Consider the following 15,099-nt stretch of genomic DNA (forward strand, 5'->3'; position numbering starts at 1 on the left):
AAATTGACTGAGTGAATATTATCATTCTATCTTTCGGGATACCCTTATTTTTGCTTTGGTAACTGCCAGTTTTTCTTTTTCAGATTCTAAAGAGATTAAAACTTTTGTATTGTCTTCGTTTACTTTAATGGTCAGATCAATATTTTTGTCTTTTCCTGATTTCTGAAACAAATCAAATATCTCTTTATCATCAAAAGCGTCTATCCATACTGCATACCTGTTGTTGTTTTTATCTTTCCAGTAAAAACCGCAGAATCGTGGTATAGCCCTGCTTTTGTACGTATTCTCTTTTAAGCTCTGGTCAAAAAGATTTTCCTGCTCGCCGTTGTAACCGGTAAAACCAAAATCTATCCAGGCGGCTCCTTCAGGGAGAATCACGGAAGGTTTCCAGCTGTATCTTTCCCGATAAACGTTATAAATATCTGCTGGCGGATAGCCTTCTTTTTCAATTTTCTCACGAATTTCCGGCTTGAATGTCTTATAAGACGGATCTTTCAACATTCTTTCTGCAAAGCCTTCATTCAACATATACTGAGCATTATCGTATGCTTTTTCTTTGGTGATAATGGTATCATGAGCCTGAAAAGCACCTACTTCTTTCTGGTTTCCCGGACCTTTCATCCAAAGCACAACTCTTCCTTGCGGAGCTAATCCCACCACAAAGGAATTGTAAGTGGCTTTCTTTTTTGTGTCCTGGTCTACAAACCCCTGATCCAAAAGTTTTTTGATCTTTTCTTTATCCAGGTCCCATTTTCCGGTGTAGAATTTATTTTCTACCAAAGAGTACCATGTAAATTCCAGTTTATGGGGAGCACTCATGCTTTCGGTATTGACATTCATGGTACCGCCTTCTTTACCCCAACCTGTATTCTGTGTTCCCCAGATGGCATCAAAACTGTAAGTAAAACCATCTGCAACAATAGCTCCTTCATATACTTCCATCGGGTATTCCTCCGGGGCAGAAACGGTTCCCAGCCAACTGTATTTTTCTTCCATTTTTTTATTCTGACAATTCGTTAATGAAAAACACCATATAAAAAGAATCAGCAGGTTACATTTACTTATGACCATGGGACATAATCTTCTTGTTACTCGCTAAAACCAGATTTTCCTTATGTGCTTCCACATTGATTTTCTTTGCTATTTTTTCAACCTTTTTTCCTACGCTCAGATGGTAAGAATCTTTAACTGTTATGCGCAGGTTGGTTGCTGTTTTGATGATCGCCATATCAGAAAAGTTTTGATTTTTCAGCACTGTTGAATTCTACAATCTTTCCGCTCTGCATGGTCATATTTTCCAGTTCGCTGAACATGGAAATTTCCCCTGCTATTTCGTTGGATGTTTCAGACTGTCTCTTGAATTCTTTTTCAATCATTTCCGTTCTGGTGTCGGAAGCTTCCGTGATGTCTCCTGAAGCGGTTAATTTCATATCTTTTCCTGCGATGGAAACAATATTATCGTTTGCGGTACTGGTAATACTTGCTCCTGCTCCTATTGAAATTTCTTTTCCTGCAGTGATGTTGATATTGTCGCCTGCATTTAACGTAAAATTTTTAGGGGCTTTCATGCTGATATTTCCCTGTCCGTCCATGTAATAGGTATTTCCGCTTGGATCAAGAATCGTTACACTTCCTTCTTCATCATTCATTAGAATCCTGATTCCGCTTCTGGTCTGGATAGATTTCAGGTGATTGTTGACGCCACCTCCCAACGCTACACCTCCGTGGAACATTCCTCCCATTACGAAAGGTCTGTCGGGATGGCTGTGTACAAAATTGACCATCACCTGATCTCCCACTTCCGGAATGGCTACGTAACCACGGTTTTGGGTAATCTGATCTGTTCCTCCTGCATCAGGGCTCATCATACGGATAAAGTGAGTGGTATCATTGGTCTGCCAGTCAAATCTCACCTGTATTCTTCCCTGTCCTTCAGGATCTGTATTGGAAATTACAGTGGCAGTCTGTGGCTCCGCCTTCGGAATGGTGTAGTCCGGCTTTGGAAGAAACCCTGTATCTGCTGCTATTCCTACGAAGCTTCCTTTGTAATGACCGATGGTGTCAATTTCATGTTCTGCTTCCGTAATCATGATTCTGGTGAAATACGAGGTTTCATTGGAATCCTGTTTACGCATCTGGACGTCTGCTACACACCCCGGGTGAAGGAAAGGAACCGTTGTATTTCCTGAAACGGAAAAAACATTCACCGCCTCACTTCCTGAAGCGCTTTTCTGCGAATACTCCACATCCAGGTGTGTGGCAGCTTTGATCGGAGCAATCTGTAAAGCCGGTGTTTTATAAATAGTTTCGTTATGGCTGTATGCTGTTTTTGCAAGATCACTCACATGTTTGATGGGTGTAGACCCAGAAGTCAGCTTTTCATTTTTATTACTGTTATAACCGTAAAATTGTGGTTTGGTGTGTACCGCTTTCAGCTCAACTTTAATTTCATTGGCGCTGCTTCCGTAAGTAAGGGTAATAGGTTTATTCTGAGCCGGCAGTTTTCCGAAATGTAAAACTTCACCATCGTAGTAGAATTGTTCACCATACGCTTCGGCCATTCTTGCCAGATAGTTATAATGGGTTTCATCATACTGGCTGCTATAGATGATCTGAGAAAAATTATTGGCATCTACCCTGATATCAAAACGGCTTTTATCAATTCCCTGTTTGATCACTTCTTCTGCAATAATTCCGATATTAACCGGCTGGCTTCCTCCAAAACTCTGGATGTGCGGTGCTCCGTCAAGAAGGATGGTCGGACTGTAACCTGTAAGTACAATATTTCCCAGACTCATATGCTCCTGACTGAATCCTACTCCGGTAATCACTCCCACAAAAGTTCGTTCCGGACTGTTATCTATATCTTTATAGGAAATAACCGCCGTAAGTCTTTTTCCGAGAAATTTGTTAGCTTCCTCCAGTGAGTGGGTCTGTCTATCTCCCAGGGTATCGTGTGCCAGTGTCAGTGTAAATTCGTGATGTCGTCTGGTACTTTGTTTAAGCTTGAAATGCTTGTAGTACTTGATAATTTTCCCTTCTATGACAAGAGAAAGCTTTACCAGACGGTTGATACCTGTGTGATGGTTTTCGGAAATACCATCTGCATTCTGCGTCGGACGAAAAGACGCCGCTTGTGAGTTTCCAGGTGTATTTGACATATTTTTAGTGATTTGATTTGTTTTTTAAACGATTATTCAACAGAAAGAGAGTTTAAAAATTAAAAACAAAAATCCTGTAGAATATAGTCCTAGGTAAAAAAAGACCGTCTTGTAAGGACAGTCTTTTATTTCTGGCTCATGAAAGACTTAGCTCATCGGCCAAAGTCCGTCATAAGATGAGTTTCCATATGTGATGCTTTCAGCACTTACTACAAAGCTGATCAGCATATTATTGCTATCAATGGCATCAAAGTCTACTTCATGCTGGATAACATATCCGTTTTCCCATTTCAGAGAGATCAATGTTCCTTCTTCGTGAGATTTATTAAAGTTGATTTCCCCGCTAGTTGGTTTGTATTTACTGTTTAATAAACTTTCTAAAACATCAGATTTTTCTGTTGCTTCAATTGTTACTTTGATCAATGCGTTTGACGGGTCAGAGGCTACACGTCCTGAAACATCTGTAGATCTTGACACACTATAGTTAAGCTTTAACAACTTCTGACCTTCACCTCCATTGAATTTTAAGATTCCTCTTGAATTTCCTGCCATATTCTTAAATTTTAATCATTAACGAGATCCCTGCTATAGGATTTATAAAACAAAGATAAAGGTCATGTTCTAATTTAAAAAGTTTTTAAGGCACTGTTTCATAAATTGTAGTAGTTCTACGACATTTTAAAATTCTACACAACAAAACAATACAGGAATTTTAATCTAATAAATTATATTTTTTATTAAAATTTTTCTACGTAACACCAAAGAAGATCAAAACACAAAAACAACTAATAATCAAACGGTTACTGTTGATTCTAATAGTTAACAGTGTTTGTACATATACCCGATTACCATAATAATCAGGTTAACGATCACCATAATCATTAAAATTTTACTGTATTTTCTTTTTCTATCGATAAAACTTACCCCAAGGATCAAAAAGAATAACAATAAAGTGTATACAGCCGGATACATTTGAAACGCTTCCGAAAACTTTCCTTCAAATACCAACAGGATCGCTCTCTGAGCACCACATCCCAGACATTCTACCCCAAGGAATTTTTTACTGGGGCAGGTAAGCATGAAATCATCAATATTCATTCCTGTGGTTTTACAGATTATTGGGGTAACTAAGAAGAGATTTTGGCTCTGGTATACTGATGCGGAAAAAAGCAGTCTTCTTTCATTTCAAAAGATCCCTGAACAGCAATATAAGGATTTCTCAGAATCTCCCTTGCTACAAAGATAAGATCAGCATCCCCTTTCTGAAGGATTTCTTCAGCTTGTTCTACCCTGGTAATCAATCCTACCGCTCCTGTCTTCACTTCAGCCTCATTTCTCACCTGCGAAGAAAAAGGAACCTGATAACCATCGAAAACCGGAATTTTAGCTCCATGAATATTTCCACCACTGGATACATCTACAAGGTCTACGGAATGCTCTTTTAAAATTTTTGCCAGCGCTACACTACTCTGAATATCCCAGCCATTCTCAGCATATTCCGTTCCTGAAATTCTGACGAAAAGGGCTGTATTTTCGTCCAGTTCTTCATTAACAGCATCTACAATTTCGATCAGAAATCTGATTCTGTTTTCAAAGCTTCCTCCATATTCATCCGTTCGGATATTGGAAAGCGGCGACAGAAACTGATGGATCAGATATCCGTGAGCTCCATGAATTTCGATGATATCAAATCCTGCTTTTACAGCTCTTCGGGCTGCTTTTTTAAAATTATGAACAATCTCCTTTACCTCATCTGTACTCAGTACATGCGGAATTCTTTCCGTAGGGTGATAAGGAATAGGACTTGGTGCCACCGTTTCCCAACCTTCTTCCACAGGAATCTGTATATTATTCCATGTTGATCCTTTTCTTCCGGCATGAGCCAGTTGAATTCCTATTTTACTTTCTGAATTTTTGTGTACAAATTCTACGATTCTTTGCAGTTTCGCTGCCTGTTCATTATTCCAGATTCCCATGCAGTGATTGGTAATTCTTCCTTTGGGTTCTACTCCTGTAGCTTCTACCATCAAAAGACCGGTACCGCCCTGCGATCTGCTTCCGTAGTGTACAAAATGGAAGTCGTTAGCCTCTCCGTTTTCACATGAATACATACACATGGGTGACATTACCCATCTGTTTTTCAACTCTATATTTCTGAATTTTATCGGTGTGTATAACATTTTTAAACATTAAAAAATTGAACTTTTCAGGGGAAGAATAAATATTGCCCACTTCATTAAAAAGAACTAATTTTACCCCCCTTTTTTAGTTGACAATATATGAAAAAAGACATACAGATCGGTTACGAATATTTTAAAAATAGCAGTGAGCTGAGCGATATAGAAAAACAATTATTTGAAAGAGCAAAAGAAGCTCGTGAGAATGCATATGCACCTTATTCTCAATTTTTGGTAGGATGTTCCGTATTACTGGAAAACGGAGAAATCTATTCCGGGAACAACCAGGAGAATGCAGCCTATCCTTCAGGATTGTGTGCAGAAAGAACGACTGTTTTTTGGGTAGCTGCCAACTTTCCGGATGTGAAAATAAAAAAGATCTTTGTAGTAGGAGGTCCGAAAGAGTTTCATGAGAAAAACCCACCAATTCCTCCATGTGGCGCATGCCGTCAGAGTTTAATTGAGTATGAAACCAAGCAGAATGAAAATATAGACCTTTATTTTTCAAGTATGAATGAGGAGGTTGTAAAAGTGCATGCCGTGAAAGATCTGCTTCCTTTTTATTTTGATTCGACGTTTTTGTAACTAAAGCGAGATAGCAAATTGACCAAAAGATGAGATTTTTAACTAAAGTAAACTTGATATTTTAAACCCTGTCCAAGTTTGAAGCTTTTACAGGCTGTGAAGCAAAAAGTTCACATCGGCTCATCCTGAATAAACGTTACAGTGAAATAAAATAAGAAACCTAACAGGTTTTGGAAACCTGTTAGGTTTGATTCTGTTAGGTTTGGATAAGGATTCTAATACTCTAGAATAAGGATCAGCATAAAAAAGGCTGTCTCCTGTATTGGGACAACCTTTATTTTTTATTCTTCTTCAGATTCTACATCATCATCTTCGTCTTCGTACTGCTCAAGATAGTAGCTAAAACTAAATTCTTCAACTTCTTCTTCCGCATCTTCCAGAGTAGTCAGCAGGTCTTCGAAAATCTCAAGCTGATCTACAGTCATGTTGACGAATTCTAAATGGAGCGGCATTTCCAGACTACCGGTGATGGTATCAAAAAGGGCATCAAGATTATCCCCAAAATGCTCAGGAAGCTGAATTTTCTCCTTGAGCTGGGCGTAAAAATCTTCATAATCACCTATGTCTGTAAAATCTATATATACTGTCTTCATATTGAATTAAATTTCCAATTTTTATTAATTAAAAAAGTCTTGCATTTTTTGCAGAAATCCGTTTCTTCATTGGTAGGATTCTTACCTTCTGCATCTCTCATAAAACACATTTTTTCCGGGCAATGTGGCAGCCCTTGTGTATGGCCCAGCTCATGAATGGCTATTTTGTAAAACTGCTCATCCCGGTTTTCTTTACTCAGTCTGAAACTTGAAGCCACGCAAGCTTTTCCTGGTCTATACCCCAACCCCATGATTCCAAAGTCTCTGATCTTTCCTCTGGTAGCACTGATATCCTTCGCTGTCAGACCAATTGTGACAAAACCTTCTTTTGTTTCTTTATTCAAAAACTTAATGATTGAATCGGCTCTATATCGGTTTCTCTCTTTATAATAAGTATTTTCAGGAAATTCTATCGCATCCAGAACTTTTACATTCGGGTATACATTTCTTATTCCTTCGGCTACTTTTGCTACAGTTTCATCATTAATATCCTTAAATGGCTGTATAAGTATCGTTATGGTTGGTTTTACTGCTTTTTCCGCTGCCTTGTCTTTCTTTTCTGAACATGAGTATGCCAGAATCAAAAGAATGGGAAGGTAAAAAAAGCTATAATTTTTCAAAATTAAGATTTATAATAATTACAATCAAATTATATATTGGTCATTGCTTTTCAAAGCTCTTATAATGGTTTTTGGTAAGATACACATCACCATTCCGGGTATAGATGATACGGTCTGCATTTCTTCCGCCGCAATGATAGTTTACATCTGCTTCAAAGTACTTTTCTCCATCCGGCAAACGTCCTTCCCTGTTTCTGAATTGATCTCCGCCAATAGCTTTTCCGGGAAGTACATCACAAAGATTTCCTTTAGAAGGGTTCCAGCCTTGTTTCCTTGCTTCATTTTTAGTGATATAATAATCCGGCAGCTTATGGTTTTGTTTCACATAGCTGATCACCGTTTTCTCCTCTGTAAGCTGATCTATAGAAACCTGAGCAGATGAATTCCCCTCCGAAGAAGTACTGCCATAACTCACCGTTTCCTTTTTTGCAGAACCTGACTGATCTTTTTTATCTTCAATAAAGTTCCTGTAGACATACATCACAGACATTCCGAAGAGAAGCCCCAGACATATAAAAAATACAGATCTTATTTTACCGTTCATCGCTATGATTTAATGTAATATTATTTTTATGCTCTCCACTCTTCAGGAATATCACAAACAGGAATTGGATCCATTTTATGTTTCGCAGCTTTATGCATTCTGTCGAAGATCAGGAACACTTCCTTATCTCTCCCTTCGTAATCTTCAGCCGTTTTCGTTCCGTATTCTTTCTGGATTTTTTCCAGTTCCGGATAACTTGCACCAATCTGCTGCTCATCTGTTCTTTCCGTATCCCAAAGCCCGTCTGTAGGAATAGCCTCCTGAATACTTTTGATAAGATTTAATCCCTTGGCCAATTCATATACTTCAGTTTTATAAAGATCAGCAATCGGAGAAACATCTACCCCACCATCACCATATTTTGTATAGAAACCAATTCCAAAATCTTCTACTTTATTTCCTGTTCCACAAACAAGAAGCCCGTTCAGCTGTCCGTAATAATAAAGTGTAAGCATTCTGAGACGCGCTCTTGTGTTGGCAAAAGTCAAATTCTCATTAGCATATACCTCATCATTTACATGGAAGGTTTTATAGATCTCTTCAAAGGCCGGGGTCAGATTTACAGATATTGTTTCTACATTGGGAAATCTGGATTTAAGATCATTCATATGATCCTGTGCACGATCTACCTGATCAGCTTTCTGACGGATCGGCATTCCGATCAGCAGTGTTTTCATGCCTGTCATTGCTGCTAAAGTAGAAACTACTCCGGAATCTACTCCTCCGGAAACTCCGATTACATATCCGTTTACTTTAGCATTTGTAGCATAATCCTTTAACCAGCTTACAATACGATCTATTACTTTTTGTGTCTGCATTGTTTATATTTTTTAGTCTATTCCAAATTCATGAGGGTATTTTACCACTCCTTTTCTATCTTTTAATCCGTCTTTTACCAATTCTACAGCCATTCCGTTTTCTTCCGGAATATCAAATGGAAAAGAAACTCCAAAATTACTTGTTTTTTTGTAACCAAAGCGCGGATAATATTTTTCATGTCCGATAAGGATTACAGATTTATATCCCAATTCTTTGGCAATTCGATGTCCCTCAAGAATCAGTTTCGTTCCGATTCCCTGATTCTGAAACTCAGGTTTTACGGAAACAGGTGCCAGTGCAAGGGATTCAAACGATTTTTCTTCGTTGACAATTTTAATTTTAGTAAACAGAATATGTCCTGCAATTCTACCATTTTCATCTTCAGCCACCAATGATAATTCGGGGATAAAAGCGTCAGATTTTCTCAATTTTTCTACCAGAAACTGTTCCTGATGATCACTGTGTTCCATTTCACTGAAAGCTTCTTCCGTAAGCTGAAAGACCTGTTGATGATCTTTTTTTTCTTCCTGCCGTATTGTTATCATTTTTTACTGTATTTTTCACGCTTCAGTTCGTACCAGAAACAGATTCCGTCGGGTTCTTCAAACTCGCCGGTTTTTTCAAAACCTAATTTTCTTAGAATATGATTGGAAGCATCATGTTCAGAATGGGCATAGGCATAAATGACTTCTGCATTTAAATCATTAAAACCATACTCCAGAGAAGCTTTTCCGGATTCCACAGCATATCCTTTTCCCCATGATTCCGGCAGAAAACGATATCCCAGTTCCAGCACATTTTTATAACCATTGGTTTCATGGGTAAGCAGTTTCAAGCCGCTCCATCCTATCAGAAGTCCGCTCTCTTTTTCTACCACTCCAAGCCTTCCTACTCCATTCTCCTCATACTGTTTCTGAATCATGCTGATGACCTTTTTTGATTCATTGATATCCGTCAAAACCGGTACACCAATGTATTTCATAACTTCAGGATTGGAATCCAGCAAAAATATGCGTTCAAAATCTTCATCTTCGAGTTTTCTTAAAATCAGTCGTTCTGTTTCTATCATCATAATTATTAGTTTATTCTTCAGCTCCAAAAATGGTTACGTTAGTTTTAGCCCCCTTCTTTATATCTGTTTCTCTTATCTTATTTCCCATTATATTAAGGGTTTGTAAAGCCGGGTTGCCGGAAATATCAATTTTCTGAAGCTTGTTATGTTCTACATTCAGCTTTCTTAATACTTTAAACTGAAGCAGATTTATTGTTTTTAATTGATTTAAAGATAATGTTAATTGATCAATTTTGGGAATCTCCGTCAGCGAAATACTTTCCAACAAATTATTATCGAGATATAATGAACTTAAATTTTTAAGATTTTCGGCTTTGAATGAAGAAATTTTGCATCCCGTACATGAAAACAATTCAAGCTGAGACAGATTGTTTACGGCAATATCGGGAATTATATTATCGTCCAGGATAACCATTTTTACATTTTTGAAAAATGGCAGATCTTCTACAGAAGTAATTCCTTTCTGAACCAGGAACAGATTGGTAACCCTACCTGCTTCCGGAGATTCAAGTATTCCGTTTTTATTCAGATCAAAATTTTCCAGTACTGCTTTTTCAAAGTTTTTATCTTTAAATTCAAGGTTTTGCCCGCAGAAAAAAGAAAGCCCGGAAATAAGGCAACCCGCTGTAAATATTTTAATTTTCATCATGAATTGTGTATTTAATCCTTATTTTTGTAAACTTAAATTCCATGTAAAAATAATGAAGATTTTTAGATATATTGCGCTTTCTTCCGTTTTAGCTGCAGGGCTTGTTTCCTGCAAAAAAGAACCTGAAAATCAATGGAAGGTCGAAGTTAAACAAACTGCCGAAAAAGTTGACATTACAGATATTTCCAAAGAATTCTACAATCCGAATATTCCACTGGATCAGTTTAAAACTCAATTCCCATGGTTTCAGGGGAGTGTTTCTGATGCTGATTTCGAAAAAAGAAGAGCAGATGCTGAAGAGATAAAAATCTACAAGGAAGCTATCGGGAAAATAGATCAGGCAAAGCTGCAAAATGAACTTCAGAGCTTATTTGCTCATATCAAATATTACTTTCCCCAATTTAAAAATCCAAAAGTATATCTGTTCTCATCTGCTCTACAGATGGTACAGGACCCTATATTTTATGATGAAAAAGGCAATCTGTTATTCATAGATGTAACCGGTTTTATGGGTGATGGAAATCCTAATTACAAAGGACTGGAACTATATTTCCAAAAATCAATGAATCCGCAGAATATTGTTCCTAAGGTATCACAGTTGTTTGCAGAAAATATTGTAACGGAATCTCCTGATCATCAGAAATTCATTGATCAGATTATTCTGAACGGAAAAGTAATGATTCTTCAGGATGCTTTTCTTCCGGATACTCCCGATTATCTGAAAATGAATTATACTCAAAAGCAGTATGAATGGGCAACCAGTAATGAGGCGAATATCTGGAATTATTTTGTAGAAAGTAATCTGATCTTCGGAGATGATCCGAGACTGGGAGAACGTTTTATTTCACCAGGCCCATTCTCGAAGTTTTATACAGAAATTGACAATGAATCTTCACCACAAATCGGGATTTTTACAGGCTGGCAGATCTGTAAAGCATACTTTAAGGAAAAACCCGAAACAAAATTAACGGAGTTCCTGAAAATGGATGCTACCACAATTTTTAATCAATCCGGTTATAAACCGAAGCTTAAATAATAGAAATTTTAGAATTAGAAAAAATAGAAAAATGAGAAAGACTCAGATTACGATAGATGTAGAGCTTGATGAAAATCACGTACCGGAAAATATTACATGGAACGCTCAGGATGGCGGTATTGAAAAACAAGATACCAAGGCAACCATGATTTCTGTATGGGATGATAAAACAAGAGAAGCGCTAAGAATTGATCTTTGGACCAAAGAAATGCCTGTAGACCAGATGAAGATGTTTATCCACCAGATTTTAATATCTTTAGGAAATACGTATCAGAGAGCAACCGGAGAAGAAGATGTAGCACAATGGATGGAGGAAATTGCAGAAGAATTTGCGGTAAAATCTGCTATTAAGTAAAAAAATATAACTGCGGTAAGCTGCAGGCAGTAAGCGGTAAGCTTTTTGTATTCAGCTAGAGCAAATTTTAATAAAACAATCCGCTTAAGCAATATACTTTATTGTTTAATGCTAAGCCTAAAGCAAAAAATTATGAATTTTAATACAAAAGTAATTCACGGAGGGCAGCACCACGAGTCTGCAACAGGTTCTGTAAATGTACCTGTATTTTTAACCTCTACGTTTGCACAGAAAAGCCCGGGAGTACACTCCGGATATGAATATTCAAGAGCTGCCAACCCTACAAGACAGGCATTGGAAGATTCTTTGGCAAGCATTGAAAACGGAGCGAGAGGTCTGGCTTTCGGTTCCGGTCTTGCAGCCATCGACTGTGTTTTGAAATTATTAAACCCAGGTGATGAAGTGATTGCTGTAGATGACCTTTACGGAGGCACTTACAGAATGTTCACGAGACTTTTCGAAAAATATCAGCTGAAATTCACATTCGTGAATTTTGACGATGTTTCTAAAATTGCCGATGTCATTACAGATAAAACAAAACTGATCTGGGTAGAAACTCCTACGAATCCTTTGATGAAATTAGTAGATATCAAAGCAGTAGTAGAAATTGCAAAAGGGAAAGATATTCTGGTGGCAGTAGACAATACTTTTGCTACGCCTTATATCCAGAGGCCTATTGATTTGGGAGCTGACATTGTAATGCACTCCGCAACGAAATATTTAGGAGGCCATTCTGATGTGATTGCAGGAGCTCTTATTGCTAAAGATGCCGAACTGGGAGAAAAACTTCACTTTATTCAGTTTGCAAGCGGTGGTATTTTAGGTCCTCACGATTCTTATCTTGTATTGAGAGGAATTAAAACACTGGCCTTAAGAATGCAGAGACATTCGGACAATGGTCTTGCTGTAGCGAAGTATCTTGAGAAACATCCAGCTGTGGATAAGGTAATTTATCCGGGATTGGAATCTCACCCACAGTATGAACTGGCAAAATCCCAGATGAAGGAATCAGGGGGAATGGTTTCATTCACTTTTAAATCCGGTAAGAAAGAAGATGCTGTCAAATTCTTAGAAAAAGTAAGAGTATTTACCCTTGCGGAATCTTTAGGAGGCGTAGAATCTTTGGCTAACCATCCTGCGTTGATGACTCACGCTTCAATCCCGGCAGAAAAACGTGCTGAACTGGGAATAACGGACGACCTTGTACGTTTAAGCGTAGGTATTGAAGATGCAGAAGATCTTATTGCAGATCTTGAGAAAGCTTTTTCTTAACATACAATACATTAAATGGGAAGGGTTTTGATAATCCTTCTCATTTATTATAACACCAACTGATATTATGAAAAACTCAAGGAAAGCAACTATTTCCGACTTACCACAACTCGCAGAATTATTTGATCAGTACAGGATATTTTATCACAAAGAATCAGATATTCCTGCTGCCACAACCTTTCTTCAGGCAAGACTTGAAAACAAAGATTCCGAAATTTTTGTTACGGAAGAAAATGGTAACCTGACAGGTTTTGTACAGCTATATCCTATATTTTCATCTACAAGAATGCAGCGTTACTGGCTGCTGAACGACCTGTACGTAAATGAAAGCCACAGAGGAAAAGGATACTCTAAAGAATTAATTGAAAAATCCAAGGAACATTGCCGCTCTTCAAAAGCCTGTGGTATTCTTTTAGAAACAGGAAAAAGTAATGACATCGGAAATCAACTCTATCCATCCTGTGGATTTGAACTGTATGACTCTGTGAATTTCTACGAGTGGACGAATCATGAGTAATGAGTAATTGATACATTACACTCACCATCCCGAATCTCAAAACCCCGAATCCCAAATCCCGTAACCCGTAACCCAAACAAAAAATAATATGACCGACTTTCAAAAATACATCCAAAGATATTTAGATCAGATTCCATCAGGAAACTGGATCAATGAACTGCAGATATCAGCAGACAAAACCATCGGAATTTATTCCAACCTTACCGAAGAGCAATCCAATTTTGCTTATGCAGAAGGAAAATGGACTTTAAAAGAACTTCTACTCCATTTATCTGATACAGAAAGAGTCTTCCAATACAGAATATTAGCTTTTGCGAGAGGAGAAAAAAACAATCTTCCCGGATTTGATGAAAATGAATATGCAGAAAATTCTTTTGCAGGTGAAAGAACCCTTGAATCTCTTCTGGAAGAATACAAACTGGTGAGAAAATCTTCACAGATTTTATTAGAAACTCTTCAACCTTCTGCTCTACAAAACACAGGGACAGCCAATGACCATGAAATTTCTGTAGAAACCATCGGAAAACTTATTGTAGGGCACAATTACCACCACCTGAATATTATTGAGGAAAGGTATTTATCGAAATTGGGATGGATGTAAGAAAACGAATTACTATTATCAGCCTGTTAATTTTCATTCTATCTCTTTGTTTTACAGCTTTTAAAGTTGAAGATATGGGAGAGATTAAAAATTATAAATCATTTGAAGCTTTTCTCATAGGTCCGATTAGTTTCTTAGGCGGAGGATTATTTGAATTCCTGGTATGGACTGCTAATATCTGGTTCCTTATTTCCGTAATATTCTGCTATAAAAAACTTTTTTCAATCTCTTTGATATTGGCTACAATATCTTTTTTCATGGCAGGAACATTTTTTTTCTGGAAGGAAATTTTAGTTTCTGAAAATGGAAGGATGGGGAGAATATACAGCTTGGAAACAGGTTATTTTTTGTGGATAGCTTCTATTGCATTTTTAATAGTTGGCTCATTATATTTAATTATAAAATCTAAATTTAAAGATCATAAATTATCATCCTGATGTCCAATGAGGTCTCTAAAAAATTTAAGAATCACAGAAAGTATTCAAACTGAAAAATTAGTTTTTGAAGAAAGTTCATACGATAAGTTTGATACGATCTCGATCTATTTTGGATTTTCTGCATTGGCAGGAGCTTCTCTGCTGTTATTAAAAGAAGTAGATTTTTCTCTTAATAACAGCTTCGAGTGTGCAATTCTTATAAGTTTATTCATCTGTAGCGTATATGTGCTGTATTGTAAATACACCGAAAAACATTTGAAAGAAATTAAGTTTGAAATTTCTAAAGAAGAAGCTAAAAGCAGAATCATTGAGTATGGAAAAAAACATCATTACAGAATTTCAAAGATTTCTGGGAATCTGATTTTCCTTAATGAACCGACAGATCTCTACAGTTTGGGTAAAGATTATGAACAGACAACCATTGTATTTTTTAAAAACAATGTGATTCTTTATACTTTAATTAAAGAAGGTGCAAAATCAAATTTCCCTGTTTTGATTTCACAACATCTTACCAAAAGAGATTTCAAAAAAATACTACATCCTGATTATATTGAGCCTATTAAGCGTACAACTTATTTTAATTCATTTTTTCATGGATTATAATCTTTCCGTCTTGTCATAATAATCAAACTGACAAACCATATTTACACCCTATTTTTTT

General features: G+C 37.1%; 21 protein-coding genes. 8 read left to right on the forward strand and 13 right to left on the reverse strand.

What is annotated here, in order from left to right; all coding sequences use genetic code 11:
* Nucleotides 1-21: 21 nt before the first annotated feature.
* From V0410_RS09840 to namA, 6 genes are all read right to left on the reverse strand, one after another.
* A complete protein-coding gene (locus V0410_RS09840) occupies nt 22-996 on the reverse strand; it encodes a DUF2931 family protein (protein ID WP_330747334.1) in 975 nt (324 codons plus the stop codon).
* A 61-nt stretch (nt 997-1,057) separates the two neighbouring features.
* Nucleotides 1,058-1,228 (reverse strand): hypothetical protein, encoded by a 171-nt coding sequence (locus V0410_RS09845; protein ID WP_153816338.1) that lies wholly within the window; start codon nt 1,226-1,228, stop codon nt 1,058-1,060.
* Nucleotide 1,229: 1 nt separating this feature from the next.
* The gene (locus V0410_RS09850) at nt 1,230-3,161 is read right to left on the reverse strand and encodes a type VI secretion system Vgr family protein (RefSeq protein ID WP_330747335.1); all 1,932 of its coding nucleotides are present in this window, start codon (nt 3,159-3,161) and stop codon (nt 1,230-1,232) included.
* Between the two features lie 147 nt (nt 3,162-3,308).
* Complete coding sequence (gene tssD, locus V0410_RS09855) at nt 3,309-3,713, reverse strand: type VI secretion system tube protein TssD (protein ID WP_002977458.1); 405 nt, start codon at nt 3,711-3,713, stop codon at nt 3,309-3,311.
* Between the two features lie 267 nt (nt 3,714-3,980).
* Nucleotides 3,981-4,259 carry a DUF2752 domain-containing protein gene (locus V0410_RS09860; protein WP_330747336.1) on the reverse strand — a complete coding sequence of 93 codons (279 nt, stop codon included), beginning with the start codon at nt 4,257-4,259 and terminating at the stop codon, nt 3,981-3,983.
* A 29-nt stretch (nt 4,260-4,288) separates the two neighbouring features.
* The gene (gene namA, locus V0410_RS09865) at nt 4,289-5,341 is read right to left on the reverse strand and encodes an NADPH dehydrogenase NamA (protein WP_330747337.1); all 1,053 of its coding nucleotides are present in this window, start codon (nt 5,339-5,341) and stop codon (nt 4,289-4,291) included.
* 99 nt (nt 5,342-5,440) lie between these two features.
* Here namA and V0410_RS09870 point away from each other — a divergent pair, with 99 nt between their 5' ends.
* Nucleotides 5,441-5,923: a cytidine deaminase gene (locus V0410_RS09870; RefSeq protein ID WP_110011371.1), complete on the forward strand. Its 483-nt coding sequence runs from the start codon at nt 5,441-5,443 to the stop codon at nt 5,921-5,923.
* Nucleotides 5,924-6,204: 281 nt separating this feature from the next.
* Here V0410_RS09870 and V0410_RS09875 read toward each other — a convergent pair whose 3' ends face one another.
* From V0410_RS09875 to V0410_RS09905, 7 genes are read right to left on the reverse strand one after another with little or no spacing between them, the layout of a single operon-like run.
* Nucleotides 6,205-6,516: a barstar family protein gene (locus tag V0410_RS09875; RefSeq protein ID WP_202838866.1), complete on the reverse strand. Its 312-nt coding sequence runs from the start codon at nt 6,514-6,516 to the stop codon at nt 6,205-6,207.
* Nucleotides 6,513-7,136 (reverse strand): Zn-dependent protease, encoded by a 624-nt coding sequence (locus V0410_RS09880; RefSeq protein ID WP_330747338.1) that lies wholly within the window; start codon nt 7,134-7,136, stop codon nt 6,513-6,515. The genes V0410_RS09875 and V0410_RS09880 overlap by 4 nt, the downstream gene beginning before the upstream one ends.
* A gap of 40 nt (nt 7,137-7,176) precedes the next feature.
* Entirely contained in the window at nt 7,177-7,680 is a 504-nt protein-coding gene (locus V0410_RS09885; protein WP_330747339.1) for a ribonuclease domain-containing protein, read from the reverse strand.
* Between the two features lie 26 nt (nt 7,681-7,706).
* Nucleotides 7,707-8,498, reverse strand: a complete 792-nt coding sequence (gene nadE, locus V0410_RS09890) for an NAD(+) synthase (RefSeq protein ID WP_330747340.1) — start codon at nt 8,496-8,498, stop codon at nt 7,707-7,709.
* Nucleotides 8,499-8,510: 12 nt separating this feature from the next.
* Nucleotides 8,511-9,044, reverse strand: coding sequence for a GNAT family N-acetyltransferase (locus tag V0410_RS09895; RefSeq protein WP_330747341.1), 534 nt, complete (start codon nt 9,042-9,044; stop codon nt 8,511-8,513).
* Nucleotides 9,041-9,571: a GNAT family N-acetyltransferase gene (locus V0410_RS09900; RefSeq protein WP_330747342.1), complete on the reverse strand. Its 531-nt coding sequence runs from the start codon at nt 9,569-9,571 to the stop codon at nt 9,041-9,043. The genes V0410_RS09895 and V0410_RS09900 overlap by 4 nt, the downstream gene beginning before the upstream one ends.
* A 10-nt stretch (nt 9,572-9,581) precedes the next feature.
* A complete protein-coding gene (locus V0410_RS09905; RefSeq protein ID WP_330747343.1) occupies nt 9,582-10,220 on the reverse strand; it encodes a leucine-rich repeat domain-containing protein in 639 nt (212 codons plus the stop codon).
* 52 nt (nt 10,221-10,272) lie between these two features.
* On the opposite strand from V0410_RS09905, the gene gldB reads away from it, so the two are divergent.
* The 7 genes from gldB (at nt 10,273) to V0410_RS09940 (ending at nt 15,041) form a co-directional block, all read left to right on the forward strand.
* A complete protein-coding gene (gene gldB, locus V0410_RS09910) occupies nt 10,273-11,256 on the forward strand; it encodes a gliding motility lipoprotein GldB (RefSeq protein WP_330747344.1) in 984 nt (327 codons plus the stop codon).
* 31 nt (nt 11,257-11,287) lie between these two features.
* Nucleotides 11,288-11,611, forward strand: coding sequence for a gliding motility protein GldC (gene gldC / locus V0410_RS09915; protein ID WP_002977443.1), 324 nt, complete (start codon nt 11,288-11,290; stop codon nt 11,609-11,611).
* Nucleotides 11,612-11,743: 132 nt separating this feature from the next.
* Nucleotides 11,744-12,883 (forward strand): cystathionine gamma-synthase, encoded by a 1,140-nt coding sequence (locus V0410_RS09920; RefSeq protein WP_330747345.1) that lies wholly within the window; start codon nt 11,744-11,746, stop codon nt 12,881-12,883.
* 67 nt (nt 12,884-12,950) lie between these two features.
* The gene (locus V0410_RS09925) at nt 12,951-13,400 is read left to right on the forward strand and encodes a GNAT family N-acetyltransferase (RefSeq protein WP_330747346.1); all 450 of its coding nucleotides are present in this window, start codon (nt 12,951-12,953) and stop codon (nt 13,398-13,400) included.
* 88 nt (nt 13,401-13,488) lie between these two features.
* Entirely contained in the window at nt 13,489-14,001 is a 513-nt protein-coding gene (locus V0410_RS09930) for a DinB family protein (RefSeq protein WP_330747347.1), read from the forward strand.
* 74 nt (nt 14,002-14,075) lie between these two features.
* Nucleotides 14,076-14,438 (forward strand): hypothetical protein, encoded by a 363-nt coding sequence (locus V0410_RS09935; RefSeq protein WP_330747348.1) that lies wholly within the window; start codon nt 14,076-14,078, stop codon nt 14,436-14,438.
* Between the two features lie 6 nt (nt 14,439-14,444).
* Entirely contained in the window at nt 14,445-15,041 is a 597-nt protein-coding gene (locus V0410_RS09940; RefSeq protein WP_330747349.1) for a hypothetical protein, read from the forward strand.
* The last annotated feature ends 58 nt before the right edge of the window (nt 15,042-15,099 follow it).

This window comes from Chryseobacterium sp. CP-77, assembly GCF_036362765.1.
Classification (GTDB): Bacteria; Bacteroidota; Bacteroidia; order Flavobacteriales; family Weeksellaceae; genus Chryseobacterium; species Chryseobacterium cupriresistens.

What these genes read in the sequence shown, in the direction of transcription:
- V0410_RS09940 (WP_330747349.1), top strand. Translation starts at nt 14,445, where the DNA reads ATGAGGTCTCTAAAAAATTTAAGAATCACAGAAAGTATTCAAACTGAA.
- V0410_RS09935 (WP_330747348.1), top strand. Translation starts at nt 14,076, where the DNA reads ATGGGAGAGATTAAAAATTATAAATCATTTGAAGCTTTTCTCATAGGT.
- gldB (WP_330747344.1), top strand. Translation starts at nt 10,273, where the DNA reads ATGAAGATTTTTAGATATATTGCGCTTTCTTCCGTTTTAGCTGCAGGG.
- V0410_RS09860 (WP_330747336.1), bottom strand. Translation starts at nt 4,259, where the DNA reads ATGAATATTGATGATTTCATGCTTACCTGCCCCAGTAAAAAATTCCTT.
- V0410_RS09925 (WP_330747346.1), top strand. Translation starts at nt 12,951, where the DNA reads ATGAAAAACTCAAGGAAAGCAACTATTTCCGACTTACCACAACTCGCA.
- nadE (WP_330747340.1), bottom strand. Translation starts at nt 8,498, where the DNA reads ATGCAGACACAAAAAGTAATAGATCGTATTGTAAGCTGGTTAAAGGAT.
- V0410_RS09850 (WP_330747335.1), bottom strand. Translation starts at nt 3,161, where the DNA reads ATGTCAAATACACCTGGAAACTCACAAGCGGCGTCTTTTCGTCCGACG.
- namA (WP_330747337.1), bottom strand. Translation starts at nt 5,341, where the DNA reads ATGTTATACACACCGATAAAATTCAGAAATATAGAGTTGAAAAACAGA.
- V0410_RS09845 (WP_153816338.1), bottom strand. Translation starts at nt 1,228, where the DNA reads ATGGCGATCATCAAAACAGCAACCAACCTGCGCATAACAGTTAAAGAT.
- V0410_RS09900 (WP_330747342.1), bottom strand. Translation starts at nt 9,571, where the DNA reads ATGATGATAGAAACAGAACGACTGATTTTAAGAAAACTCGAAGATGAA.
- V0410_RS09920 (WP_330747345.1), top strand. Translation starts at nt 11,744, where the DNA reads ATGAATTTTAATACAAAAGTAATTCACGGAGGGCAGCACCACGAGTCT.
- gldC (WP_002977443.1), top strand. Translation starts at nt 11,288, where the DNA reads ATGAGAAAGACTCAGATTACGATAGATGTAGAGCTTGATGAAAATCAC.
- V0410_RS09885 (WP_330747339.1), bottom strand. Translation starts at nt 7,680, where the DNA reads ATGAACGGTAAAATAAGATCTGTATTTTTTATATGTCTGGGGCTTCTC.
- V0410_RS09840 (WP_330747334.1), bottom strand. Translation starts at nt 996, where the DNA reads ATGGAAGAAAAATACAGTTGGCTGGGAACCGTTTCTGCCCCGGAGGAA.
- V0410_RS09870 (WP_110011371.1), top strand. Translation starts at nt 5,441, where the DNA reads ATGAAAAAAGACATACAGATCGGTTACGAATATTTTAAAAATAGCAGT.
- V0410_RS09905 (WP_330747343.1), bottom strand. Translation starts at nt 10,220, where the DNA reads ATGATGAAAATTAAAATATTTACAGCGGGTTGCCTTATTTCCGGGCTT.
- V0410_RS09895 (WP_330747341.1), bottom strand. Translation starts at nt 9,044, where the DNA reads ATGATAACAATACGGCAGGAAGAAAAAAAAGATCATCAACAGGTCTTT.
- V0410_RS09930 (WP_330747347.1), top strand. Translation starts at nt 13,489, where the DNA reads ATGACCGACTTTCAAAAATACATCCAAAGATATTTAGATCAGATTCCA.
- V0410_RS09875 (WP_202838866.1), bottom strand. Translation starts at nt 6,516, where the DNA reads ATGAAGACAGTATATATAGATTTTACAGACATAGGTGATTATGAAGAT.
- tssD (WP_002977458.1), bottom strand. Translation starts at nt 3,713, where the DNA reads ATGGCAGGAAATTCAAGAGGAATCTTAAAATTCAATGGAGGTGAAGGT.